Annotated in this window: 15 protein-coding genes, 1 tRNA gene and 1 riboswitch; of the genes, 11 read left to right on the top strand and 5 right to left on the bottom strand. The window is 63.0% G+C overall.

Annotated elements, in window-relative coordinates; genetic code table 11:
• Positions 1 to 87: 87 nt before the first annotated feature.
• From ACILSQ_RS14415 to ACILSQ_RS14400, 4 genes are all read left to right on the top strand, one after another.
• Entirely contained in the window at positions 88 to 1,314 is a 1,227-nt protein-coding gene (locus tag ACILSQ_RS14415; protein WP_395744340.1) for a hypothetical protein, read from the top strand.
• Positions 1,315 to 1,496: 182 nt separating this feature from the next.
• The gene (locus ACILSQ_RS14410; protein ID WP_395744339.1) at positions 1,497 to 4,949 is read left to right on the top strand and encodes an FAD-dependent oxidoreductase; all 3,453 of its coding nucleotides are present in this window, start codon (positions 1,497 to 1,499) and stop codon (positions 4,947 to 4,949) included.
• Positions 4,946 to 6,175 carry a hypothetical protein gene (locus ACILSQ_RS14405; protein ID WP_395744338.1) on the top strand — a complete coding sequence of 410 codons (1,230 nt, stop codon included), beginning with the start codon at positions 4,946 to 4,948 and terminating at the stop codon, positions 6,173 to 6,175. Before ACILSQ_RS14410 ends, ACILSQ_RS14405 begins: the two co-directional genes overlap by 4 nt.
• Positions 6,175 to 9,819, top strand: a complete 3,645-nt coding sequence (locus ACILSQ_RS14400; protein ID WP_395744337.1) for an FAD-dependent oxidoreductase — start codon at positions 6,175 to 6,177, stop codon at positions 9,817 to 9,819. The genes ACILSQ_RS14405 and ACILSQ_RS14400 overlap by 1 nt, the downstream gene beginning before the upstream one ends.
• A 13-nt stretch (positions 9,820 to 9,832) precedes the next feature.
• Here ACILSQ_RS14400 and ACILSQ_RS14395 read toward each other — a convergent pair.
• From ACILSQ_RS14395 to ACILSQ_RS14375, 5 genes are all read right to left on the bottom strand, one after another.
• Positions 9,833 to 9,906: transfer RNA gene (locus ACILSQ_RS14395), tRNA-Gly, on the bottom strand.
• A 63-nt stretch (positions 9,907 to 9,969) separates the two neighbouring features.
• Positions 9,970 to 10,431, bottom strand: a complete 462-nt coding sequence (locus ACILSQ_RS14390; protein WP_395744336.1) for a hypothetical protein — start codon at positions 10,429 to 10,431, stop codon at positions 9,970 to 9,972.
• Positions 10,432 to 10,552: 121 nt separating this feature from the next.
• Complete coding sequence (locus ACILSQ_RS14385) at positions 10,553 to 12,334, bottom strand: SPFH domain-containing protein (RefSeq protein ID WP_395744335.1); 1,782 nt, start codon at positions 12,332 to 12,334, stop codon at positions 10,553 to 10,555.
• Between the two features lie 41 nt (positions 12,335 to 12,375).
• Positions 12,376 to 12,897 carry a PH domain-containing protein gene (locus ACILSQ_RS14380; RefSeq protein ID WP_395744334.1) on the bottom strand — a complete coding sequence of 174 codons (522 nt, stop codon included), beginning with the start codon at positions 12,895 to 12,897 and terminating at the stop codon, positions 12,376 to 12,378.
• A 53-nt stretch (positions 12,898 to 12,950) separates the two neighbouring features.
• Entirely contained in the window at positions 12,951 to 13,157 is a 207-nt protein-coding gene (locus ACILSQ_RS14375) for a hypothetical protein (protein ID WP_395744333.1), read from the bottom strand.
• A 108-nt stretch (positions 13,158 to 13,265) separates the two neighbouring features.
• Positions 13,266 to 13,435: riboswitch (cyclic di-AMP (ydaO/yuaA leader) on the bottom strand.
• A 329-nt stretch (positions 13,436 to 13,764) separates the two neighbouring features.
• On the opposite strand from ACILSQ_RS14375, the gene ACILSQ_RS14370 reads away from it, so the two are divergent.
• The 7 genes from ACILSQ_RS14370 (at position 13,765) to ACILSQ_RS14340 (ending at position 26,199) form a co-directional block, all read left to right on the top strand.
• The gene (locus tag ACILSQ_RS14370; RefSeq protein ID WP_395744332.1) at positions 13,765 to 14,931 is read left to right on the top strand and encodes a tetratricopeptide repeat protein; all 1,167 of its coding nucleotides are present in this window, start codon (positions 13,765 to 13,767) and stop codon (positions 14,929 to 14,931) included.
• Between the two features lie 158 nt (positions 14,932 to 15,089).
• Positions 15,090 to 16,859, top strand: a complete 1,770-nt coding sequence (locus ACILSQ_RS14365) for a polyprenyl synthetase family protein (protein ID WP_395744331.1) — start codon at positions 15,090 to 15,092, stop codon at positions 16,857 to 16,859.
• 1,188 nt (positions 16,860 to 18,047) lie between these two features.
• On the top strand, positions 18,048 to 20,948 hold the full coding sequence (locus tag ACILSQ_RS14360) for a hypothetical protein (protein WP_395744330.1): 2,901 nt from the start codon (positions 18,048 to 18,050) through the stop codon (positions 20,946 to 20,948).
• 96 nt (positions 20,949 to 21,044) lie between these two features.
• Positions 21,045 to 22,181 (top strand): transposase, encoded by a 1,137-nt coding sequence (locus tag ACILSQ_RS14355; RefSeq protein WP_395744329.1) that lies wholly within the window; start codon positions 21,045 to 21,047, stop codon positions 22,179 to 22,181.
• 125 nt (positions 22,182 to 22,306) lie between these two features.
• Positions 22,307 to 23,797, top strand: coding sequence for a sulfatase (locus tag ACILSQ_RS14350; protein ID WP_395744328.1), 1,491 nt, complete (start codon positions 22,307 to 22,309; stop codon positions 23,795 to 23,797).
• 3 nt (positions 23,798 to 23,800) lie between these two features.
• Positions 23,801 to 24,955 (top strand): sensor histidine kinase, encoded by a 1,155-nt coding sequence (locus ACILSQ_RS14345; RefSeq protein ID WP_395744327.1) that lies wholly within the window; start codon positions 23,801 to 23,803, stop codon positions 24,953 to 24,955.
• Positions 24,952 to 26,199 carry a sigma-54-dependent transcriptional regulator gene (locus ACILSQ_RS14340; RefSeq protein WP_395744326.1) on the top strand — a complete coding sequence of 416 codons (1,248 nt, stop codon included), beginning with the start codon at positions 24,952 to 24,954 and terminating at the stop codon, positions 26,197 to 26,199. Before ACILSQ_RS14345 ends, ACILSQ_RS14340 begins: the two co-directional genes overlap by 4 nt.
• The last annotated feature ends 47 nt before the right edge of the window (positions 26,200 to 26,246 follow it).

Below are 26,246 nucleotides of genomic sequence, written 5' to 3'. Positions count from 1 at the left end.
AGAGGGTTGGGGTGAGGGGCCAGCCTTTGTGTCCGTTTGATGTGACGAGCCGCCAATACCACGACGCATTTCAAATCGCTCGACTCCATGAACCCTCTCATTCTCCTCCTCTTCACCATCCTCTGCAACACCCACGCAGCAGACGCTCCCCACCTCACCGTCACCGCTCTCACCACCGGCCCAAAGCAGCACTTCTTCGGCTACATCGGCCACGTGCGCACCATTCCCTGGAATCAAAGCGGCCGCTACATCGTCGCGATGCAGACCGATTTCCAGGACCACATGCCACGTCCCGAAGACGCCGCAGACATCATCCTCATCGACACCCAGAACAACAACACCATCACCGACCTCGATCACAGCCGCGCCTGGAATCCCCAGCAAGGCACCATGCTCTACTGGAATCCACAGCAGGCAGACACCCAGTTCTTCTTCAACGACCGCGATCCCGCCACCAACGAAGTCTTCTGCGTCCTTTACGACATCCAGTCGCGCAAACGCATCGCCGAGTATCGCCGCAAAGGCACCCCGGTTGGCAACAGCGGCGTAGCCCAAAACGGCGGCTCCTTCCTCGGCCTCAACTACGCCCGCATGGCCCGCCTACGCCCCGTCACAGGCTACCCCGCCACCCACGACTGGACCATCGGCGTCGCTCAGCCGAAAGATGACGGCATCTTCAAAGCAAACATCGCCACCCAGGAGACCCGCCTGCTCGTTTCCTTCAAACAGCTCGCCGACGCATTACGCCCCACTCATCCCGAAGTCGATGGCAAAGAACTCTTCATCAATCACACCCTCTGGAATCGCGATGACGACCGCATCTTCTTCTTCGTCCGCGGCGACTTCGACAAACCCGACCGCTGCAACATCCCCTGCATCATGAATGCCGACGGCACCGGCATCCGCCCTCTGGAAATGTTCATCGGCGGCCACCCCGATTGGGAAAGCGGCCATCGCATGATCGGCCAGAAAGACGATCGCCAGATCATCTACGACACCGACACCATGAAGATGGTGTCCGACCTCGGCACCCCGGAAATTTTCCCCAAACCCGGCGGCGATGTCGCCCTCTCACCCGACGGCCAATGGTTCGTCAACGGCCACGGCGACAAAGGCAAAAACCACTACACCATCCTCCGCCGCAGCGACGGCGCATGGGTGCGCTCCCCGGCCTTCGATCAAGGCACCTACACCAGCGGCGACCTCCGCCTCGACCCCGGCCCCCTCTGGAACCGCGACAGCAACCAGCTCCTCGTCCCCGGCCTCGCCAAAGACGGCACCCGCCAGTTGTTCATCCTCACCATTCACCCGTAGCCGCCCAACGCGGTTCTCCCTCTCCCCGCCCCTGGCGCACGCAAAGGGGTATGTTTCTCTTCGGGGAGAGGGTTGGGGTGAGGGGAAAATCATCCGCCTTCGTCAGGCGAAGATGACCTCCGCCTTCCCATGGTCCACTAAATTGACCAGCAACAACCCCGCCCCCACATCGTCTTGAAACCATGCGCCTCCCGACCACCGCCGCACTCGCACTGCTCGCCTTCTCATCTCTCCACGCCGCTGCACCACTCCCCACGCTCGACCTCTCCCAAGACACCTCACGCCAAGTCATCATCGCCCAGGGCACCGCAGAAGAATACCAAGGCCACCCCACCACCCTCCTCCTGCCAGACGGCAAGACCATGCTCTGCGTCTGGACCCACGGCCACGGCGGCGGCTGCGGTCCCCTGAAGCGCAGCGAAGACGGCGGCAAAACATGGAGCGCTCTCCTGCCCGTTCCCGAAAACTGGCAGCACGTCAAAAACTGCCCCGCCCTCTACCGCCTCACCGATCCGCAAGGCACCGCGCGCCTCTTCGTCTTCGCCGGCCAGGGCCCCGATGGCACCATGCAGCAATCCGTCTCCACCGATGACGGCCGCACATGGTCTCCCATGCAGAGCAATGGCCTCGTCACCGTCATGCCCTTCACCACCATCATTCCGGTCGAAGGCAGCAAAAAACTCATCGGCCTCTCCAACATCCGCCGCCCCGGCGAAACCAAAGACCCAAGGTCCAACGTCGTCACCCAAAGCGAATCCACCGACGGCGGCCTCACCTGGAGCCCCTGGCGCATTCTCGTTGATCTCGGCGACCTCAAACCCTGCGAGCCCGAAGTCGTCCGCTCGCCCGATGGCAAACAACTCCTCTGCCTCATCCGCGAAAACATCCGCACCGAGCCCGCCCACTTCATCACCAGCGATGACGAAGGCAAATCCTGGTCCTCAGTAAAAGCCCTCCCCCAAGGCCTGCACGGCGATCGCCACAAAGCCGTCTATGCCCCCGATGGCCGCCTCGTCATCTGCTTCCGCGACACCGGTTCCAAGAGCACCACCAAAAATCATTTCGTCGCCTGGGTCGGCCACTACGAAGACATCACCAGCGGCCGCGATGGCGAATACAAAATCAAGCTCCTCCACAGCCACAAAGGCAGCGACTGTGGCTACCCCGGCCTCGAACTCCTCCCAGACGGCACCCTCGTCGCCACCACCTACATCAAGTATCGCCCCGGCCCGGAACAAAACTCTGTCGTCAGCACCCGCTTCACTCTTGGAGAAACGGACAAGCTCGAAAAATCCACCGCCACACCCATCACCGCCACCAAGGCCGCCGGCATCGTGCTCGATGACACAGAAGCCACCTTCACCGGCAAGTGGGCCACCAGCGACAAGCTTCCCTCACTCCTCGGCTCCTCTTACCGCACGGCCGAGCGCAAAGCACCCGCCACAGCCACCTTCACGCCCCTCATCCCAGAAACAGGCCGCTACGAAGTCCGCCTGCTCTACACCGCCGCGAGCAATCGCGCACGCAATGCCCAGATCACAATCGGTTCCAAATCGCTCACCTTAAATCAGCGCGAGCCCTGCATGGAGGAAGGCATCCCACGCGCACTCGGCATCTTCGACCTCGAAAAAGGAGCCACCACCATCACCATCTCAAACGCAGACGCCGACGGCTTCGTCGCAGTCGATGGCCTGCAAATTCTCTCCGAAGCTGAAGCCACCGCCGAACGCAACACCCGCACATTCACAGGATTCCCAGCCCAGGAAAAAACATCCGCAGCCCCGGCCAAAATCCCCCCACCCATGCTCCTCAAGAGCGCCACAAAGCCCGAGGACATAAACGGCAAATCCTACGACCTCGTCGTCATCGGCGGCACACCGGGCGGCATCACCTGCGCCGTGCGTGCCGCGCGCGAAGGCCTCAGCGTGCTCCTCGTCAATCACACCCAGCACCTCGGCGGCTTCAGCACCAGCGGCGCAGGTGGCTGGGAAGCCCCCTACGACGGCATGCGCTCGCCGCTCTATGCCGAGATCCTGCGCGGTGCCAGCGACTACTACCGCAAAACCTACGGCGAGAATTCCCCCCAGCACATTCTCTCCATGCCGAGCGCCACCAGCCGCGCCCACATCGACCGCCCCAAGATCGAGCCACGCATCGCCGAGCTCCTCTTCAATCAAATGGCCGAGCGCGAAAAGTCCCTCACCGTCCTCATAGGCCACATCATCACAAAGACCACTCGCGATGGCCGCCTCTTAAAGTCCGCCACACTTCAGCCCATCCACGGCGGCAGCGAAATCACCGTCAGTGCCACCGTCTTCGCCGACGGCATGTATGAAGGCGATCTCCTCGCCGCCGCCGGCGTGAAAACACAAATCGGCCGCGAGGCACGCACCCAATACAACGAACCCCACGCAGGCGTCATCTATTCCGAAGAGCGCCACAAAGAGCCCGGCCAGCGCGGCTTCCCCAAAGCCGCTGACGAAGGCACTCTCAACATCCGCTACAACAGCCACGCCACCGCCGGCATCGTCGAAGGCCCAAACAGCGGCGAAGCCGACGCCTCCGTCATGGCCTACAATTACCGCCTCATCCTCACGCGCGATCCATCAAATCGCGTTCTGCTTCCCAAGCCCGCGAACTACGATCCCGCCATCGCCAAAGCCGCAGGCGGCGGTGGCTTCGTCCCCAATCTCCCCAATCAAAAAGTCGCCTGGAACGGCGGCCGCCTCATCGGTCCTCAAAACGACTACCCTGCCGCCGACTGGCCCACTCGCGAGGCCATTTCAAAACGCTACCTCGAAGGCATGCTCATGCGCCTCTGGTGGGCACAAAATGATCCCGCTGCATCAGACGCAGATCGCAAACAGTTCACCGGCTACGGCCTCGCCGCCGATGAATTCCCCGACAACAACCACGTCCCCTACGAGATCTACGTCCGCGAAGCCCGCCGTCTGGTCGGCCGCTATGTTTTCAAAGAACAGGACAACGTCATCGCCACCGGCATCTCCCGTACTCCCATTTATCCCGACAGCATCGCCATCACCGACTGGCCCGTCGATTCCGTCGCCTGCCTCCCGCGCAAAACACCCGGCGGCAACATGGACGGCATCCTGTTCCTCGGCGAAGAATCACGACCCGCGCAGGTCCCCTATCGCAGCCTTCTCCCGCAGGAGCTCGACAACGTCCTGGCCCCCGTGCCCCTCTCCGCATCCCACGTCGGCTGGGGCTCCATCCGCCTCGAACCCGTCTGGATGCAAACCGGCGAATCCGCCGGCTTCGCCGCCGCCCTCGCAGTGAAAAGCAAATCCACTCCCGCCGCTCTCGATCCCGACCAGCTCATCCGCAAGCTCGCCTCCAGCCACGTGATGGTCTCTTTCTTCAATGACGTCGATGTCACCTCCGACGATCCACGCATCGCCGCCGCCCAATACTTCGGCACCAAAGGCTTCTTCGACAGCTACGATGCCCGTCTCGACGCCCCCCTCACCACCGCCGTGCGCACCGCATGGGAACACCCCGGCGATCCCATGCAGACCGCCACGGCAGTCCACACCGCCGAGACACAAAACTCTCCAGCCACCGCTCAAACTCGCGGCGCCTTCCTGCTCACACTCTGGCAGCAGCTCAAACCATGAAGCCCTTTCTTGTCATCCTCGCGCTATGCGCCTCACTCGCCCAGGCCGAGGACGGCCTGTTGCTAAACCTCATCGTCCCACCTTCCGGCATTGATCGCTTCCAGCACGCCGAATTCTCCTGCTGGCTGCCAGATCCCGCACAGCCAGTCAAAGCCGTCATCATCCACCAGCACGGCTGCACCAATGCCTCCCCCGACAAACATCCCCCCGTCACTTTCGACTTCCATTGGCGCGCCCTCGCCCGCCAGCACAACTGCGCCCTTCTCGCGCCCATGTATCACGTCGCCGGTGGCTGCGATGAATGGAACGACCCCGAAAGCGGCTCCGAACGCGCCCTGCTCTCCGCCTTGGCTGAGTTCGCTAAAACCTCCGCCCGCCCCGAACTCAAAGACGCTCCATGGCTCCTCTGGGGCCACTCCGGCGGCTCAAGTTGGTCCGCGCAGATGATCGTCCGCCACCCCGGTCGCGTCCTCGCAGCCTCATTCCGCGGCGGCTGTCACAAGCAGTTCGGCGACCCCGCCTTCCGCGCCAAATTCGCCCCCGCCGCGCTCAAACTCCCACTCCTCTTCGTCTGGGGAAAACGCGAGACCGTCCCCACCTCCAGCCACTTCGTTTCCTGGGAGCCCATGAACACCATGTTCCGCGAGCTTCGCTCCCAGGGCACCACTGTCGGCCGCCTCATCGATCCTCTCTCAGAGCACGGCTGCGATGACTCACGCCTCGTCATCATCCCATTCTTCGCAGCCGTGCTGCAGTCAAAACTCTCCGGTGCTCTCGTTGACATCACCTCCCTCCAGGATCGCGAACTCACTGACTCAAACCTCCACGATCCCACCCTCGCCTGGCTGCCCAATGCAGACCTCGCCAAACTCTGGCGCGAATTTTCCGAACACGGCACCCTCCATCCATCCCATCCCAAACTCCCCGCTCCCACTCTCACCGCCACGCGCGATTCTTCCGGCGTCATCCAGCTCACCTGCACCATCACGCCAGCCTTCGATGGTGGCCTGCGCACTCTCCGCATCCATCGCGATGGCATGCTCTGGAAAGAGCTTGGCGTCAAACCCGGCGCCCGCATCGCCACATCCCGCGACGCACCACCCGAAGGCCTTCGCGCTTCCCCCATCACCGACGACTCCAAAGAGCCGCACACTTACACCCTCACCTTCCTCGACGTCGCCGGCAATGAATCCCCACCCAGCGCTCCCGCACCTGTGTCAAAATGATGAAAGCCCTTCTCGCCATCCTCCTGCTGGCCGCGTCATCACTCCACGCAGAGCAAGCCGACCTCTGCATCTACGAAGCCACTCCCGGCGGCATCGCCATGGCCGTCCGCGCTGCCCGCGAAGGCCTCAACGTCATCCTCGTAAATCACAATGCGCACCTCGGCGGCATCCTCTCCAGCGGCCTCGGCGTCTGGGACACACTCTGGGAAGGCAAACGCTCGCCCATCTACGATGAAGCCCGCCAGGCCATCTTCGATCACTACCGCACCACCTACGGCGAAAAATCACCTCAGTATCGCGATGCCCTCCCAGGCAAAAGCGGCCACAGCAATGGCAAGTTCGAGCCTCACGTCGCCGAGGCCGTTCTCACCCGCCTCATCACCCAGGAGAAAAACGTCACCGTCATTCGCGGCTATTACCCCACCGCTGTTCAGCGTGAAGGCCCCGTCCTAAAGTCCATCACCATCCGCGAACTCGACGGCCCCGGCGAAAAACACATCACCGCCAAAATTTTTGCCGACTGCAGCTACGAGGGCGATCTCGCCGCCGTCGCCAAAGTCCCATACCGCCTCGGTCGCGAAGCCCGCGCTGAATTCAATGAACCGCACGCTGGCGTCATTTACATGGCAGGGGTCAAAACCGCGCCCACTCCCGAAATCGAACGCGCAGCCAAGCTCCACGCTTCTCTGAACCTCCGCAAATTCAGCGGTCTTCAGGCCATCAAAGAACCCGAGAGCACTGGTGAGGCCGACGGCAACGTCCAGGCCTTCAATTACCGCACGCCTCTCAGCTCAGATCCTGCCAACCGCCTCCCCGTCGAAAAGCCCGCCGACTACGATCCCGAAAAGCTCAAGCTCCTCGAGCACGGCTCCATTGTCTCCCCCATCCCCAATCTCAAGCGCGGCTGGAACCGCCCCCAGCTCGTCGGCCTGCAGACCGACTACGTCGAGGCCGACTGGCCCGGCCGCCGCAAAGTCATGGACGCCCACTGGAGCGCCACCATCGCCCTCCTCTACTTCCTGCAAAACGACCCCTCCGTCGATCCCGCACGCCAAAAATCCTGGCGCGACTTCGGCCTCGCCAAGGACGAATTTCCCGACAACGCCCATCGCCCCTACGAGTTCTACATCCGCGAAGCCCGCCGCATCACCGGCCGCTACATCTTCACCCAGCACGACGCCATGCTCGTCCCAGGCCTGGACCACGCTCCGCTGCATGAGGACAGCATCGCTACCACGGAATGGTATCTCGACACCCACGCCTGCACCCCACGCCACATCCCCGGCGCACTGGAAGAAGGCAAGATGATGCTCGATGTCGAAACCTTCCCCGGCCAGGTCCCTTACCGCGCCATCCTTCCCCAGGGCATCGACAATCTCCTCGTCCCCGTCTGCCTCTCCTCCACCCACGTCGCCTGGGGCACCATCCGCACCCAGCACGTCATGGTCACCTTCTTCAATGACCTCGATGTCTCCTCAGACGATCCCCGCATCCCCGCCGCCCAATACTTCGCCACCAAAGGCTTCTTCGCCGACTACAACGCACGCTTGGACGAGCCACTCAAAGAGAGCACCCGCAACGTCTGGGGCCAGGGCCTCGCCGCCCTGCGCGCCGGTACTCTCCAGCCCATGGACCTCATCAAACAGGTGCGCGAAGCCGAAGCCGCCGACTCCCCGCTCCTCGACCGCCCACGCGGCGAATCCCTCCTCCGCATGTGGAAAAGCCTGCAAACCCCGGCTCCAAAAACAAAAGCACAAGTCACTCCCCTGCGCTCCTCATCACCTCAGGACGTCGCAGAAAAACACTACGATCTCATCGTCGTCGGCGGCACTCCCGCCGGCATCGCCTGCGCCGTGCGTGCCTCGCGCGAAGGTCTCACCGTCCTCCTCGTCCAGCACAACAAACACATCGGCGGCATGCTCACCAATGCCCTCATGCAGTGGGACGCCCTCTGGGGCGGTCCCCGTGCGCCCATCTTCAATGAGTACGCAAAGAAGATCGAAGATCACTACCGCGAAACCTACGGCGCGGACTCCAAAGAATACGCCTCAGCTCGCTACACCCAGTCCCATTACCCCATGAGCCGCTTCGAGCCTTCCGTCGCCGAGCGTCTCTTCAATCAACTCGTCTCCGCGGAGAAAAACATCACCACCCTCCTTTCACACTACCCCGCAAAAATCGATCGCGAGAAAGCCACGCTCAAAACCCTCACCCTCCGCGAATACGGCACCACCCATGACATTCGCGTCGATGCAGACACCTACGTCGATGCCACCTACGAAGGCGATCTCGCCGCGCTTGCCCAGGTCCCATGTCGCATCGGCCGCGAAAGCCGCGAAGAATTCCACGAACCTCATGCCGGCAAAATCTTCACCAACATCACCCCCGAATCCGGCCCGCAGGCCGTGAAAGACGGCACCTTAAACCTCCATCTCTACGCCCACACCCAGGGCAGCATCGATCCCACCAGCCCCTTCACCGCAGACGGTGCCGTCCAGGCCTACAACCACCGCTTCTGCCTCAGCAACGACCCCGGCAACATCCGCCTCCCCGAAAAGCCCCCCGGCTACAACCGCGAAGAATACCTGCACTACAATCGCAAAGGCATGGGCAGTGGCAGCATGCATGGCAAAAGCAGCTTCAACAGCGCCATCCTCCCCGGCGAAAATCACCAGTATCCCGCCGCCTCCTGGCCCGAGCGCGAGAAGATCATCGCGCGACACACGAACTTCGCGCTCGGCCTCATGTTCTTCCTCCAAAACGACGAATCAATCCCGCCCGCCAAGCGCGAAGGCTATCGCCGCATCGGCCTCCCCCTCGACGAATACCCCGACAACCACAACCTCCCCTACGAGCTCTACGTCCGCGAGGCCCGTCGCATCGTCGGCCGCCACATCTTCAGCGAGCACGACAACACCCTCTCCCCCGACTACGCCCGCACGCCCATCCATCCAGACAGCATCGCCTTCACCGACTGGTCCATGGACTCCCACGACTGCACCACCGACCGCCACCCCGGCTACGACTACGATGGCAAACTCATCCTCACCGAAGAGTCCCGCCCCGCGCAGATCCCCTACCGCTGCCTGCTTCCCAAAGATGTGGATAATCTCCTCGTCCCCGTCTGCCTCTCCGCCACCCACGTCGCCTGGGGCGCCATCCGCCTCGAACCCGTCTGGATGCAAATCGGCGAAGCCACAGGCTGGGCCGCCGTCCTCTCAAAGCAGCACCACACCACCCCGGGTAAACTCAAACCGGACCTCCTGGTTCGCAAACTTGTCGAGAAGCAGCATCTCGTCAGTTTCTTCAACGACATCAAAAGCGACGCGACTGATGCAAGCCTCCCCGCCGCCCAGTACTTCGCCACCAAAGGCTTCTTCGCCGGCTACAACGCTCGCCTGAACGACCCCGTGAAGCGCAGCACCGCGCGCAATTGGATCAATGGCGTTCGCGCCCTGCATCAAGGCATCCGCGAAGAGCAATCGCTCGCCGCCGACATTTCCAAAGCCGAATCCACAGATTCCCCTTCTTACACCCTCAGTGACTGGAGCAAGGAGCGCAGCCTCCCTCCCGACAAAGCCGCCGCGGACCGTGCGATGACTCGCGGCGAGCTCCTTCAGCAGCTCTATGAGTTCCTTCGTTGAGAAGCGCTCCTCATGGAGCGGGTGATGAGAATCGAACTCACGTATCAAGCTTGGGAAGCTCGTGTTCTACCATTGAACTACACCCGCGTCTCATTCGAGACAGGACCCAGATTCTGGCGGGCGGCGGCCCGCTTGTCAAATGCCCCGCGTTCAGATTGTCGGCGGCATCGGCGGCATCATCAGCGCCCGGTTCATCCCGCCCCGGCCATAGCTGGCTGAGGGCGCGGAGAGAAAGGCGCTCCGCTTGGTGGAATACTGGTTGTACAGCCGGCCGTAGGTCGTGGAGAGCCGCTGCCGCAGTGCTGCATTCTCCGGCGTCTTCGGCAGCTGCTTTGCCTGGTGCCGCAGGAAATACATCGCCTGCTCCACGTTCACAAAGCGTACGTCCGGCCCCTCCGCCGGCGGGGTCTTGCGTGTCGAGGCAAACCGCGCCACCACCTGCGTGTCCTTCCCCTTCGGCCCCACCAGGCGCGAGGCCATCGGCTCCGGCCCGAAGTCCTCATACGCAAAGGTCATCGCCGGGGTGATGTAGCTCGCGTCACTGCAGCCGCACAGAAGCAGAAGACACACGCTGCAGCCGAGGAGCAATGCAAAGGCAGGGAGCTTTTTCATTCGATCTGCTACCACACCTCATCACAAAAGCCAAATGTCCCAGTGCAGATTCATTCTCGGCTGTGTGCCTATGAGGGCGCATGGTGCCGCAGGCACCATCCGCCCGGGCGGCGCTTGGCAATCAGTTCAGTCCGGGCAGAGCCGCGCGCTGCTTCGTCAGCATCGCCATCAGCGCATCCAGGATCCCGCTGCCACCCTGTCCGCCGTTCACCAGCACATCCGGCACCACCCGCAGGTTCTTATCCGCGATGATCTGAAACGCCTGCAGCATGCCGTACACATCGGAGCCGAGCGCGTTCACCCCGGCCTGATACGCATCGGCCTTGGCCTGGCCCGTCGCGCGGATCGCCTCCGCCTCGCCGCTGGCGCGCAGTCGCGTGGAGGCCGCCTCGCCCTCGCTTTTCTTCACCGCGGCCGTGGCATGCAGCTCCGCGATGTTCACGCCCTGCTCGGCGCTCACCACCTGGTTTTGAATGTCCGCCAGCGATGTCTGCCGCACCAGTTGCTGCCGCTGCTTCTCCGCCGCCTCCTGCATCTCATACGTCTTGCGGCTTTCCTCCGCCAGCTTGCGGTCCGTCTGCGTCTTCATCAGCGACTCCGGCGGCGTGATGTCGCCGATCAGCGTGTCGATTCCCTCCACGTCATACTCGCGCAGCGCCGCCTCGATGTGGCCCGCCGCATCCGCCTGCCTCTGGCTGCGCGCGCTCAGGAAATCCAGCACCGTATAGTCTTGCGCCGAGTTGCGGATATAGTTTCCCACGATCGGCTGCAGCACGTGGTCGATCAGGTTCTGCAGCGACCCCGCGCGGCTGATCACCTTCGGCGCTTCATTCGCGCCGATGTGGATGATCTGAGACACATCCAGGTTGAAGGCAAACCCGTCGCGTGATCTCACCGTGATGCTGCTCAGCTTCGCATCAAAATGGTGCGCCTCCGTGCGCGTCGCCCAGTTCAGCACGATGTTCGTCGTCGGCACCAGCTCCACCCGCATGATGCGCGTGTTGATCGGGTGCTTCCCGGGCAGCAGCGGCTTGCCCCACACACCTTTGTGCCCCACCTCCACCAGGTCTCCATGCTTGAACTCCGGCCCGCTGATGTCCAGGTGCGCCTTGCCCACATACGAGATCACCACCCCCACATGGCCGATGGGTATCTCAAACATCGGCACCTGCTCGATCTGCGCAAACCACGGGTTGATGTTCCACTGCCCGCTCAGCAGCACCTGCTCCTGCAGCCCGCGGTGCCCGCCCGCGTCCAGAAACGCCTGCGCGTTCTGAAAGTTGTCGTGCCCTGGCACCATGGCCCCCGCGATCTCCGTCTGCTCAATGGGCATGCCGTCCAGCGTCGTCACAATGCCCACCAGATCGGGTTCCACATGGCGGATGCTCAGCAGCCGCGGGTCCAGCCCGTTCTGCGCCGCGTTCTCAGACGTGATCACTGTGAAAAGCGCCGGATTGATGCGGTACGACCCCGCCGTGATCACACCGAGCTGCCGCCCCTTTTCACCGCCGTGTTTCAGAAAGGCCCGCGCATCCTGGAAATGATCACACGCCACCGTGCGCGCCAGGATGCGTCCTGGAGGGATCGCCGCCCCCGTCTTCGCCACCACCAGCGCCAGCTCTCCCTGCGGCACACGGATCATCGCCACTTTTTCAATGTGGTACTGCACCACCCAAAATCCGAAATGCAGCCCCGGCGCCAGCGTGTCCGCCTGGTATCCCGCCTCACCGTTCAGGGCGATGATTTCACCCGGCGGCAGGTTCTTGAAGGCAAAACGTTTGATCACAATGCCCACTTTGCTTTCCGGAATGTACACGCAGGACACAAAGTACAGCGCGATGATGCCGGCGAACGAGAACGTCATGAGCCAGTGCTCATAAGCGAAGGTAAGGATCGAGTTCATGAAGGAGCAGGAAAGTTCAAGGTTGAGAGATGGTGAAGGATTCAGGCATGCAGCAGGCGGGTCACGCTGCGGGCAAAGCCCTCCGGATCGTCCGGAGACAGCACCGCCGTGCGGTCTTTCATATGCACGATCACCGTGCGGTTCAGGTCCGTGACGTAGGCGCGGAAGTGCCCCAGTTGCTTGCTCCAGTAGTACCCCGTGAAGGAGTACAGGCCGCCGTTTCCACACGTGCGTACACTGTGGCAGAGCGCCAGCGGCTCCACCTCCACGGACCGGATGTTCTCAAAGCGCAGCACCGTGTTCCACCACAGCCGCTTGATCAGGATGCCGTCCTTCGTCACCACATATCCGCGTACGATGAAGGGCAGCGCCCCCAGCGGTATCAGCAGCACCATGGTGGTCACCAGCCCGGGCGCCTCGCCCGGCACCGGCAGGTTGGTAAACCACAGCGTCTTCTGGTTGATGAGGATCATGCCGGCGGTTCCCAGCATCAGCAGCGTGGTGAAGGCGGAGGCGATGAGCAGCGTGCGACCCCAGGGGGCCTTGAAGTGTTGATGAGTCATGATGATTGAAAGTCTTTGAGATTGGGGTGTCAGTGAGGTGGGTGTCCGTGGGTTCATTCCGCAGGTCGGAGCAGGGCGTTTTCTTCGGCCGCTCTGCTCAGAGCCTGCTCGAAGTCGAGCTCTTGCGTTTCGGGGTCGGGCTCGTTGATCACGTGCATCCAGTTCAGGAGCTGGAATGCGGGTGGCGGCGGCGGCGTTCGCCGCCCGGAATGCTTGCCCAGGCCCTCCTTCAGGGGGCTCTGGCGTTCTTGGCAGTTCATGGGTATGGGTCTCGAAGGCCCCCGGTCTGCAGACGGTTTCCCGTCCACTCGCGGGTGCGGTGGTTCTGGGGAGACCATGGTCCCGGCGCACTCGCGTCGGGCATAGGATCGCCCTTCCAATGTCGCCTGCGAGGTTAGCTGTCGGACTGGTCCTTGGAAGTGGACTGGTCGGCGGTCTCCCGCCTCCCTTCGCCCCGCCCTGCGTCTTTCGACTCAGGGTGTTTGGGTCCCCCGCGCCACCACTCTGGAAGGAGTGGCAGCTTCGGCTGCGAGGTCATTCACGCACGGCCTCCCCCATTTGTCAAAACACCCACCTCACATAAACTTCCAGCCTGCACTTGACACGAGTGCCGGTTTTTCTGGTTTCGCAAAAAAGCATTCCCATCACAGAGCTCGGTCTCCTTCGCTCGATGGGGCATGAAGGCGGCCATCCTGGAGAAGGCAGGATGCCGCACCCGCCCTCTCTCCGCAGGCTTGATCGGCGCGCCCACAGCGCCTCCGTTTTCCCTCGGGGCCGCCGCCGCCCCGCCCCTCATATTTGCATGAAGCCTTCATTTTGATGGTTGAGAGCTCCTTCACCAGACGTAGTTTTACCCCTACACCCTATATGAAGCACGCGCCTCTTCCGCCCCTCGTCGCTGGCATTGTTGCTGCGATCCTGATTTTCTCCCCCGGCCTTCAGGCTCAGCAGTCGCCGAGGATCGATGAGAAGGATCTTCGTACCTGGGCGGACCGCGGAGATGCCGATGCACAGTTTGAGCTCGGCCTGCGCTTGATTACCGGAGAAGGCCTGAAGAAAAACATCGAGGAAGGCATCAAGTCCGTCGAAAGGGCCGCCAAGCAGAAGCACCTCCGCGCTCAATACGTCCTCGGCTCCTTGTATGAAGACGGTGAGGGCGTGAAGAAAGACCTCGCCAAGGCCGTCGAGTGGTACCGCAGCTCCGCGGAGCTCGGCTTTGCCGCCTCCCAGCACAGCCTCGCAGTCATGTATGAGGAAGGCAAAGGCGTGCAGAAAGACACAGCCAAGGCCACCGAATGGTTCAAGAAAGCCGCCGACCAGGGAAATCCTCCCTCACAGACCGCCTACGCCACCAAGCTCGAGCGCGGAGACGGCGTGGCCAAAAGCTCCGCCAAGGCCGCCCTCTGGTACCTCAAGGCTGCCCAGCAGGACTTCGTCCCCGCCATGACACGCCTCGCCAATCTCTACTACACCGGCCAGGGCGTGCCCGTGGACTACCGCCGCGCCGGCGCCTGGTACCGCCGTGCCGCACGCTCCGAGGACCCCTGGGCCTCCAACAACCTCGCCTGGTTCCTCGCCACCTGCCCGGAGGAAAACCTCCACAATGGTGAAAGCGCCGTCCTCCTCGCCCGCCGCGCCCTCAAGCTCGTCGCCGAAGTCGTCCAGAGCGACGAGCAGCCCTATGAGATGATCGACACCATGGCCGCCGCTCTCGCCCGCAATGGCGAATACAAGGAGGCCGAGCTCTGGCAGAAACGCTGCATCACCCTCTTCAACGAAGACAAGGAGCCCAAGGACAAAAACCTCTCCGAAGAGGATCGCAAAGCCCTCGAAGAAGAGCGCAAAAAACTCAAGGAGGAGTTCGACGCCCGCCTCAAGCTCTACCAGAAGTCCACCCCCTTTGCCGAGCCCGAGCCCAAAGGCGAGGAGGGTGCCGAGCCCCTGCCTCAGGACACCATCCTCCAGGATGAAGGCCTCCCGGAGGCCAAACCCGGCAAAACCACGCCGAAGAGCGGTCGCGGCACGGTGGTCTAAATCCGTGGCGCCCGCTTTTCCAGCGCTCCAGTCCTGCCCATTTTCGGCCGTGCGGCGCAAGATTTGCATGCTTTACCGCAATATCTGCAAGACAAAGTCCTCCCGGCACGGTTAACACGCCCACCCTTTTCATCCGGCACCCGCCCCCTCTTTCCCACATGTCCGCTGTCGTTGTACGTTCCGCCGCTCTTCCGCCGCCCATTCCCGGGCTGAACCGCCGTATCCGCCAGCCGAAGAAAAACATCCCCCAGACCAAGCAGGACCGCGACCAGATCCTCGCCTGGGTCCGCGCCTACGCGGAGGAGCACAAGCTCGTCCCCCCGGTTCCTCTGGCAGACCTGCAGGTTCACACAGATCAAATTATCGCGCAGCACTCCATCGACAAAATCCATCGCGACTACGTCGGCGTGCTCCTCGCCAATGAAACCTGGCGCGAATCCCTCGCCACCGTCCCCTTTGAAAAGCGCCTGCTCCTGATGCCCAAGTGCCTCCGTGTGGAGAGCAAGTGCCCCGCTCCCTTCGATGAGTTCGGCCTCCTCTGCAAGCAGTGCGGCCTCTGCTCCATCCAGGATTTCCAAAACGAAGCCGAAAAGCTCGGCTACGCCGTCCTCGTCGCCGAGGGCAGCGCCATCGTCATGTCCCTCATCCAGACCGGCAAGATCGAGGCCATCGTCGGCATCTCCTGTCTCCCCGTTCTTGAGCGCACCTTTCCCTACGTGGAGGCCGCCGCCATCCCCGCCGTCGCCGTCCCGCTCCTGCAGGACGACTGCATCGACACCCTCGTCGATATCGACTGGGTCTGGGACTACATCCATCTCACCAGCGACGACAAAACCCGCCGCCTCAATCTGAACGCCCTTCACGACGAGGTGAAAACCTGGTTCACCGTCGAGTCGCTCAACGCCCTCATGGGACCCTCCCGCGGCCACAGCGATGACATCGCCCGCGAGTGGCTCGCCCGTGCAGGCAAACGCTGGCGCCCCTTCCTCACCGTCGCCGCCTACCAGGCCCTGCGTGAGGACCCCGAAGGCCCCATCTCAGACACGGTCAAGAAAGCCGCCATCGCCGTCGAAATCTTCCACAAGGCCTCCCTCGTTCATGACGACATCGAGGACGGCGATGCCGAGCGCTACGGCGAGACCACCCTCCACACCGAGCACGGCATCCCCGTCGCTCTGAACATCGGCGATCTCCTCATCGGCGAAGGCTACCGCCTCCTCGCCGACAATGACGCCGCCGCGCACGTCCGCAGCGCCGCCATCCTCGTCGCCGCTGAAGGCCAGCGCGAGCTCTGCATCGGCCAGGGCGCCGAGCTCCTCTGGACCCGCCACCCCGTCGCCCTCAGCAGCACCCAGGTCCTCGAAATCTTCCGCAGCAAAACCGCCCCCGCCTTCGAAGTCGCCCTCAAGGTCGGTGCCGCCCTCGCCGGACAGCTCGAAGAATGCGCAGACGTCCTCCACACCTACAGCGAGAACCTCGGCATCGCCTACCAGATCCGCGATGACCTCGACGACCTCGGCGAAGACTCCGCCGCCGGCAACGAATGGAACATGCGCCCCAGCATCGTCCTCTCCCTCCTCCGCGAGAAAGGCAAAGGCGAAGTCAAAGACCAGATGGAAGCCCTCTGGAACGGCGCTGCCCAGACCAAGCCCGACAACGCCACCATCCGCCAGTGGGCCCTCGACAGCGGCGCGCATGAGAAGGCCATGACCCTCCTCGAAAGCTACAAGGAGGCCGCCATCCGCTCCCTTCAGGAAGTCGAGCTCCCCAATTTGAAAGGCCTCCTCCGCCGCGTCATCGGCAAGATCTTCAACGAACTCGAAATCAAAGGCTGGTGCCGCGAATTCGAACAAAAAAATCTCAATCCCGAACTCCGCGCCGAAGCCGCCAAAGCCGCCGAGCACCTCGTGCCGCAGGTCACCACCTAGCCTGCCTGGGTGCGCCGCACTCCGCTGCCGCTCTGGCGAACGTTCCCGCATCCCCTTCGAGATCCATTATTGAGACTCGCATCATAGGGTGACAACATTCATCCAAGATCCGGTCATCCCATCCGCGCGCAGTCTTGCCCAAAGCTCTCGGAGAGAGCTGAGAGACGAGCCGGTGGTGATGCGAGGCTTGCCGAGAGAGCGACATGTCCCGCCTTCGACTTATTGAGGCTTGCGCAATAGACTGACATTCCTGCCTTGAAAGCCAACGGCCTTCCGTATCATAGCGAAGGGTTGCCGAGCCTCAGCGAGGCTGCCCTTGTATAGGGCTGAGCGGGAAAGCAAATCCAGCGCCTTCGCCACACACCACGCCCACCAGCAGCGTCTGCAAGGCACCCCGCCGCACTGACAACGTAAGCCAGCTCCCCGATCCCGCTAATATCATGAGCAGTTGAAAACGAGTCTTCGTCCACGGCGCACAGGATCGGCGGGGAGCCGGAGATGGATGATAGAGCCATCCTCAGGGAGTATAGACACCCATGGCAGCGCGAGAGCGCCAGCAAAGTGGTCCGCTCAGTCCTCTGAGCGGAACGAGCGAGCGTGTGGCGAACAAGCCAGGAAAGAAGAGGTTCGGACAGTGAGTCTCAGGGTGGCATGCGTCCGCTTTGCCGCCCACATTCCCCTCACAGGACTGAGTGGACCACGTTGAGAGCCAGCCTGCGGCTGGCGCATTACCAAACCCGTTTTCAACTCTTCTTGGTATAACTTACCAAAGTGAAATCCTTCAAGCCGCAAGCCTCTCCCTCCGAAAGCCCGTAGGGCTGGCACAACCATAGCCGTGGGTGACAACCCACGGAACTGAAACGCCGTGGCAAGTTCATGTCATCTTATGGCATGCTTCAAGCCGCAAGCGTCTCCCTCCGAAAGCCCGTAGGGCTGGCACAACCGTAGCCGTGGGTGACAACCCACGGAACCGCATCACCCATCTCAATCAATTTCGTGGAACCGCTAGCGGTGACACAAACCTCCGCCATCCCGCGTAGCCTGATCTCGCCAGCGCTATCGCGGTTTATTCAAACACCGCCCCGCCTCGCCCGACATTCCCCACCACTGCAGGCTTGTCATCCCTTCCTTCGTTTGCTCCATTAGGTGGCTTGCTGAATATGCCTTCGGGCGCTTTTTTGGAGCAGTATGAATCGTCCGCTTTTCTCTAGGGAGCGCTGGCTGCTCTGGTCGGCTGCCGGGGTGGCCGTGCTTGCATTGGGCTTGGGCTGGCTGGCGGAACGGGCGCGCAGGGAAACGGCGCAAGCCTTGAAGGAGACGCGTGTGCGGCTGGCGCGGGCTCAGGCCAGCGGGGTGAACTTGATGGAGGAAGCGAAGAAGGAATCGCTCAGGATAGAGGAGATAAAAGGCCAGATGCGCGAAAAGGACCAGCGGTTGCAAGAGCAGGAGTGGAAGCTCGGCACCCTGGAGCTGGAACTGCGCGGTCAGACTGAAAGTCTGCATGAGGCCAGCCGCGCGGATCATGCGCTGGCAGTGCAGCGCATGGAGGCCGATGGAAACTGGTCGGAGGGCCTGGCACTCCTGGCACGGGCGCTGCAATGGTGGCCGGAAAACCCCCAGGCTGCCACCCGGTTGTACGCGGCGCTCTCACTGCACGCGGCGGAAAATCAGGGCTGGCCGCGCAAGGTGCTGCGCCATGCGGGGCCGGAGTCGTGGCCGATGTTGGGGGCGGTGTTTTGCGCGGACGGCTCGCGCTTTTTGACTCGTTCCGCGGACAAGACGCTCCGGGTGTGGGATGCGAAATCGGGCGAAGCGGTGGGCGTGCCCGTGGTGCTGCCGGGCCAGGTTCAGGCGGCGGAATTGAGCCCCGATGGAAAACGCATCGTGACGGTGATGGGAAAGGGTTATGTGGATGCCGTGCAGTTGTGGGAGGTGTTGACGGGCCGGCAGATCGGCAGGCTGTTGTTACAGGATGACAGGGTGAGGTCGGTCCATTTCGGCGCGGAGGGTGCGCGCCTGGTGAGTGTGAGCCATGGTGGCACCTCGGCCCGGGTATGGGATGTGGCGACGCAGCAGCCGCTGGGGGCCCCGCTGGCGCATGCGGGCGGGGTGCACATCGCGGAATTCAGCCGCGACGGCTCGCTTGTGGTGACGGCGAGCGCTGACAAGGCGGTGCAGGTGTGGGAGGTGGCCACGGGCAAGCCCCTCGGCAAACCTTTGCTCCTGCCACTGGAGGTGGAGGAGGCGCACTTAAGCCCGGATGGCGCCCAGTTGCTCACATTGACCAAGGGTATGGATGCCCAGATCTGGGACGTGCCGACCTGGCAGCCGCATGGGGAACCGCTGGGTCATGGCCTCGGGCTGCGCAGAGCCGCATACAGCCCGGACGGCGCCTCCGTGCTGGCGATAGGGGATGATGATGAGGTTCTGCTGTGGAGCGCGATGACAGGCCAGAGGCTGGGGGCGCCGCTACGCCATGCAGAGATGGTGATGAGCGCGAGCTTCAGCCGCGATGGCACGCGCGTGGTGAGCAAGGATGCGTTAAGCAGGTTGCAGGTGTGGGACGTGGCTTCTGGCAAACGCCTCGGCGTGCCGCTGCGGCATGCGGGTTCAGTTGAGACCGCGGAATTCAGCCCGGATGGCAGGCAAATCCTGACGGCCTGCTACGATGGCACGGCACTGCTGTGGGATGTGCCGCCGGATCACCTGATGGGAGAACCGTTCCGCCATGCGGATGCCGTCCTGACAGCGGCCTTCAGCCCGGACGGCAAACGTCTGCTGACGGGGAGCGACGATGATACAGCGCAGGTATGGGACGTATCGAGCGGCCGTCCGGTGGGTGTGCCCATGAAGCATGAAAATCGCCGGGTCTGGGGCGTGGAATTCAGCGCGGATGGCAAACGCGTGCTGACAGCGAGCTCAGACAGCACAGCGCGCGTGTGGGACGCAGCCACGGGTCTGCCGGTGACCGGGCCGCTGCGTCCCCCGGGGCAGGTGTGGGAGGCGCACTTCAGCACGGACGGCACGCGCGTGCTGACGGTGAGCCAGGATGGCAGCGCGCAGTTGTGGGACGCGGCGACGGGAAAGCCACTGGGCGCGCCGATGTGGCATGAGGAGGTTAAGGCAGCGGGCAGTACACCGGTGGATGTTAAGGCGCTGGGCGGTGCGGATGGGCTGAGTGGGGAAGTACAGAGTGCGGAGTTCAGCCGGGATGGCAGGCGCATTTTGACGGCGGGTGCGGATGGCACCGCACGGCTCTGGGATGGGGCCACCTGCAAACGGCTGGATATGCCTGCGCTGACGCATGAGGCCGAGGTGACGCTGGCGCATTTCAGCCCCGATGGCACCCTCATCGTGACGCGCAGCGAGGATGACAAAGCGAAGCTATGGAATGCGTCCACGGGCAAGCCGCTGGAGTTGCCGCTGCTGCTTGCAACCAAGGTGCGAAGTGCGGCATTCAGCCCGGATAGTAAGCGAGTGGTGACGGTGGGCGAGGACAACGCTGCACAGGTGTGGGACGTGGCCACGGGCAAGCCGCTGGGCGCGCCGATGCTGCATGACCGGCATCTGGGAGACGCGGCATTCAGCCCGGACGGGACCCTCATTGTGACGACCAGCGATGACGAAAAGACGCGTGTGTGGGATGCCGCGACCGGCCTCATGCTGGGTGAGCCGCTGCATCACATGGAGCGGGGACCGCACCAGGATTTTGAAGGAAACTCGGACTTCATCCCAAACGCATGCTTCAGCCCGGATGGCCGCTGCATCGTGACCACGAGCATCGACGACACGGCGCGCCTCTGGCACCTGCCTCCCCCTGCCTCTCAACTGGTGCCCGTGCCGGAGTGGGTGCGCGCCCGGGCTTACGCGGTCGCCGGCCTGGAACCGGGCCCGAACGGAGAACTCCGCGAGATGTCGCCCGAGCAGCGCCTCAATGCGCTGCGGGCCGAGGTGCCGAAGGCAGGCGCTCAGGTCGAGTGGTCAAAGCTGGCGCTCTGGCTGGCCCTTCCAGCCAGCGAGCGCCCGTTCTCGCCAGCCTCGCGCTTCACCCGCAGCCAGGTGGCCGAACGTGAGCGCGATGCGCATTAGCAGCTTCTGTGTTTTGCCCCCTGGCACTGGCACCTTTAAAATAATGCCAGGCATTTTATAATTGCATCACCTTGCCTTTTCGCCATTCTCCCCACCATGAAAACCGCCCAAACCCCTCATTCCCAAGCGCGCCCGCTCGAAGAGCAGCTCCTCGGCGTCAACGCAAAAACCGGCCTCTATCCTGGCGCGCGTTCCTGGTCAGGAGGTCGGCGCCGCATCCTGGGAAGGGGACCGCTGGAGTCCTATTGCTATCACGTCATGTCGCGCACGAACGGCGGAGAGGTCTTCTTCGATGACGTCGAAAAAGAAGCCCTTCGCCGCATCATCTGGCGCATGGCCGAATTCTCCGGCATCAAAATCGTCACCTACTGCCTCATGAACAATCACTTCCACCTGCTCGCAGAGGTGCCTCATCGCCAGACATGGCTTCAACGCTTCGAAGGACCCACCGGCGAAGAAAAACTCTTCGACCACCTGAGCACCCTCTACAGCCGCGCCTACCTCGGACTCCTCCGCGATGAACTCGCCGACCTGCGCGCGCGTGGCCTCATGATCCTCGCCGAACAACGCATCGCAGCGCTGAAAAAGCGTTTCTGCGATCTCTCCCTCTTCGTCAAAGAAATCAAAGAACGCTTCAGCCGGTGGTTCAACAAACGTCGCGACCGCAAAGGCACCCTATGGATGGATCGCTTCAAGAGCATCCTCGTTGAAGGCAAAGGCGAGCCGCTTCGCACCATGGCCGCTTACATCGATCTCAATCCAGTCCGCGCCGGCCTGTGCAAAGACCCCAAGGACTACCGCTGGTGCGGCTACGCCGAAGCCCTCAGCGGCAGCCGCAGGGCGCAGCGAGGACTGTGCAAGGCGCTCAGCAAACCGGTGGACGGCTGGAAAAGCGCCGGCGCTGCGGAGGCATACCGCTGCCTGCTGCATGACGAGGGCCGTGAAATCAAGGATGCGCAGAATGAAAAAGTCGTGCGGCGCGGCGTGAGCGCAGAGTCAGCTCGCGAAGTGCTCGCCAAAAAAGGAAAGCTGAGCGTCCCGGAACTGCTCCGGCTCCGCGTGCGCTACTTCAGCGATGGCCTGGTCCTCGGCGGCAAGGAGTTTGTGGAAGGCATCTTCGAAGCACAACGGGAACACTTCAGTCCAAAGCGAAAACGCGGAGCCAGACGCATGCCGGAATCGGAGACGCCGTTCTACACCTTGCGTCAACTGCGCCGCACCCCGCTGGGATGATCCGTGAGCTGCGTGACCATTGTTCTGGCTGCTTGCAAAATCGGTCGTACGTTGCTCGAAGGCGATCGCTCCACGTACAAAACCCAACGCTATATTGAATGCCCTGCGTCCGTTAGAACCCGACCATGAAGTTGCTCCGTCTCTGCACCGCATTCCTGCTCTCCGCCACCATCACTCACGTTCACGTCCGTGCCGCCGACGCGCGGCCCAACGTCCTCTTCATCGCCATCGATGACCAGAACGACTGGATCGGCTGCCTGGGCGGCCACCCGCAGGTGCAGACACCCGCCATCGATGCCCTCGCCAAACGCGGCACCCTCTTCGCCAGCGCCCACTGCCAGGCGCCCTTGTGCAATCCCTCGCGCAGCTCCCTCCTCACCGGCTTGCGCCCTTCCAGCACTGGCATCTACGGCCTCGCACCTGGCATTCGCGAAGTGGAGCAAACCAGGCACCACATCACCCTTCCGCAAACCTTCACCCAGGCCGGTTACTTCACCTTCAACAGCGGTAAAATCTACCACGACGGTTCCATGCGTGGCGGCGATCAAAAAGCCGAGTTCAATGAATGGGGCAATCGCGGCCCCATGCCCAAGCCCAAAAAACCCATCGCCAATCTCCCCGGTCCTGACCGTCATCCCGCCATGGACTGGGGCGTCTTCCCCGAGAAAGACGAAGACAATGCCGACTGGAAAATCGCCGACTCCGCCATCGACGCCCTGAAGCGCGCGCCTACGGACAAACCCTTCTTCATCGCCGCCGGCTTCCGCCTCCCCCACGTGCCCTGCTTCGCCACCCAGAAATGGTTCGATCTCTATCCCGACGCCACGCTGCAAATGCCCCCCGTCAAAGAAGACGACCGCGCCGATCTCCCCAAGTTCGCCGACTTCCTCCACTGGAAGCTCCCCGAACCCCGCCTCTCCACCTTGCGCAAATACAACGAATGGCGTCCCCTCGTCCGCGCCTACCTCGCCTGCGTCAGCTTCATGGACAGCCAGGTCGGCCGCCTCATGCAGCAGCTCGAAGCCACCGGCCGCTTGGATAACACCATCGTCGTTCTCTGGGGCGACCACGGCTGGCACCTCGGCGAAAAACTCATGACCGGCAAAAACACCCTCTGGGAGCGCAGCACCCGCGTCCCCCTCATCTTCGCCGGTCCTGGCATCAAGCCCGGTCAGGTCTGCACCAGCCCCGTCGAGCTTCTCGACATCTTCCCCTCGCTCCTCGCCCTCACCAAAATGCCCGCGCGTCCAGATCTCGAAGGCCATAGCCTCATGCCCCAGTTTCAGGATGCCGCCGCACCCCGCGAGTGGCCCGCCATCACTACCCACAATCAGGGCAATCACACCATTCGCACCAAAGACTGGCGCTACATCCGCTACGCTGACGGCAGCGAAGAACTCTACGACCTGAAGAGCGATCCCAACGAGTGGACCAACCTCGCCAAGGAATCTCAGCACTCCGCCAAAAAAACCGAGCTCGCCAAATGGCTCCCCAAGATCGACAAAGCCCCCGTCCCCGGCAGCAAGAGCCGCATCCTCACCTACGATCCCGCCACCGGAGAGGCCATCTGGGAAGACAAGCCCATTGATAAAACCGCTCCGCTGCCGGAACCGTAGCGCGTGTCCGTCTCCCCCACAAAGCTCCGCCTCAATCTCGCCCTGGGCTTTCTCGCCTTTGTCGTGCTCGGTTCGCTCCTGCTCCTGGCATGGCTGCGCTATCGCGAGGAGCAGGAGTCCCGGCGCCTCTTCGCCGCCTTTGCCAAATCCCAGGCCGACTTTGTTCGCGAGATGCATCTGCCTCGCAGCCCCAAGCTCGCCTCCGATCTCGCCCGCCTCTCCGGCGTGGGCGTTCATTTCCGCCAGGGAAAACGCATCAGTGGCGCCATCGTTCCCATCTTGTCTGTCGCTCCTGCGGACGGCCGGCTCATCACGCTGCCCGACGGCCGCGAGGCCATCATTCTGCGCCTCGATGACAAGGAGGACATCATTTTCGAGCGCACCCATCCAGAGTCGAGCCTCTCCCTCGCGGATCCGGCCACGCGCAATGTCTTCCTCGCCTTTTGGGCGGTCTCAGGCTTCATCGGCTGGCTCCTCGTCCGCGAGCGCCTCAAGCGCGCCCAGTCAGAGCGCCTCGCCATGCTCGGCCGCGTCGCCACCAGCCTCGCCCACGACATCAAAAACCCCCTCGCCTCCATCCAGCTTCACGCCCAGCTCCTCACACCGCAAAATGCGGAGGACGCACAGGCGGTTCAGCTCATCGAAAAGGAATCCGGGGTCATCTGCGGCCTCGTCAATCAATGGCTCCATCTCGCCAATCCCCTCCCGCCAAAGCTCGTGCGGCTCGATCTCGTCGCGTGCATCCGCGGCGTCGCGGAGAGCATGGAGGCCCAGGCCCGCCATGCCGGTGTGGCAGTCCACCTCGATCTCCCCGCTTCCGTCTGGATCATGGGGGACGCCCAGCGCCTCGCCCAGGCATTGCGGAATCTCATCGTCAATGCCATTCAGGCCATGCCCCGCGGTGGCACACTGCGCGTGGTCGCTCACCTCATGGCAGACTCCTGCGAACTCCGCTTCACCGACTCCGGCACCGGCTTTTCAGAGCAGGCCCTGGCCCACGGCACCGAGCTATTCTTCACCGAAAAAGAGGGCGGCATGGGCGTCGGCCTGAACATCGTCTCCAGCATCGTCACTGCACATGGTGGCACGATAAAATTGCAAAATGACCCCAAGGGCGGCGCGGTTATCATCGTAACGCTCCCCTTGTCCCCCGCATGAATTCCCCCATCCTCATCATCGAAGACGAGTACGCCCTCGCCGCGGCTCTCTCGACCTTGGTCCGCCGTCTCGATGCCACCCCCGTCGTCGCCGCCTCGGGGCAGGGGGGAATCGACAAGCTCTCAGGCCAGTCCTACGCCCTCGTCATTCTCGATGTCGGCCTGCCGGACATGAGCGGTCTGAAAGTCCTCGAAAAAATCCAGGCCCTGCCCCAGCCGCCCCCGGTCATGATCATCACCGCGCACGGCACCCTGGAGACGGCCCTCCAGGCCCGCCGCCTCGGCGCGCGCGAGTACTTCCTCAAGCCGCTCAATCTCGCGGACATGCAGCGCACCATTCGCGAAATCCTCACCCCCACGAAGATCGGGCAGCGCCCAGAGACCACCATGATCGGCAGCAGCGAGCCCATGCAGCGCGCCTTCGCCATCATCGCCCAGGCCAGCGGCAATGACGTCCCCGTACTCCTTCAGGGCCCGCCCGGCAGCGGCAAAAGCCTCTCCGCCCAGGTCATCCATCGTCACAGCGCCCGTGCTGAAAAACCCTTCGTCGTCTTCCGTGCCGATGAATGGCCCGAAGATCGCGCCGAGTCCGCGCTGGATGAAGCCATCGCCAATGCCGCAGACGGCGCCCTCTTCCTCGATGAAATCAACGCCTGGTCAAAGCCCCTCCAGGCCTCCCTCATGAACCGTGTGAATGCAGGCACCCTGCGCGCCCGTCTCTTCAGCGCCTCCAGTCAGGAGGCCGCTCCCTGCCTGCGGGAGGATCTCTTCTACGCTCTCGCCGTCCTCCAGGTCCTGCTTCCTCCCCTCTGTGAACGCACCGCGGACATCCCCGCTCTCGCCGTTTCCTTCCTCGGAGGCCGCGTCCTTTCCGCCGAGGCCCTCGCCGCGCTCAAAGCCCACGCCTGGGCCGGCAACGTGCGCGAACTGAAAGCCGCCATGGCCCACGCCGCCGCCGTGTGCAGTGGCAGCACCATCCTGCCCCATCATCTCCCCGCCAGCATTGTCAAGACGGACGAGTCCAGCCACCTCGAAGACACCATGAAGCGCAGCCTCGCCGCCTGGCTGGACCAAAAAACCACCGGCCCCGATGACATGATGCCCGCCTATGACACCCTCCTCGAAACGGTCGAGGCCTCCATGCTCGACACCCTCCTCAAACGCTTCGATGGCAAGCCCACCCGCCTCGCCTCCGCCATGAAAATGAATCGCGCCACCCTCCGCCGCAAACTCCGCGAGGAGTGACGCCGCCGCTGCCTTCCACGCGGCGCGCGCGGCACTCCGCCGCCGCC

Origin of the sequence: Prosthecobacter sp. (assembly GCF_044227185.1) — a bacterium.
GTDB lineage: Bacteria > Verrucomicrobiota > Verrucomicrobiia > Verrucomicrobiales > Verrucomicrobiaceae > Prosthecobacter.
The sequence above is the reverse complement of the archived record's forward strand: the minus strand, read 5'-3'. Positions and strand labels throughout refer to the sequence as shown.